This is a genomic window from Pseudomonas sp. RA_35y_Pfl2_P32 (assembly GCF_963970735.1).
GTDB lineage: Bacteria > Pseudomonadota > Gammaproteobacteria > Pseudomonadales > Pseudomonadaceae > Aquipseudomonas.
In genome coordinates, this window is sequence record NZ_CAXAQF010000455.1 from 1 (window position 1) to 251 (window position 251).

Sequence of the window (251 nt, forward strand, 5' to 3'; positions counted from 1 at the left end):
TTGTCGCCTTCGTTAGCCGGATCTTTCGGATCACCCGAACCTGGTTCGTCAGTCACGCTGGTGGTCAGCGTGGTATCGCCCAGGGTCAGCTTCTCGAAGTTGTTAGCTGAGACGGATTCCAGCTTGTTGACGATCGCATCCTGACCGCCGGTGAAGATGTCGTCCTTGGCGGTGACCACGGCAGTGCCGGTGGTGCCATTGGCCGGGATCTTGATCTCGGTGCCGTCGGTGAGCTTGAAGGTCAACTCGCC

Annotated in this window: 1 protein-coding gene; it reads right to left on the reverse strand. The window is 59.4% G+C overall.

What is annotated here, in order from left to right; all coding sequences use genetic code 11:
* Window positions 1–251, reverse strand: a 251-nt coding sequence (locus AACY45_RS29145) for an immunoglobulin-like domain-containing protein (protein ID WP_339548920.1), incomplete at both ends; no start/stop codon positions are given.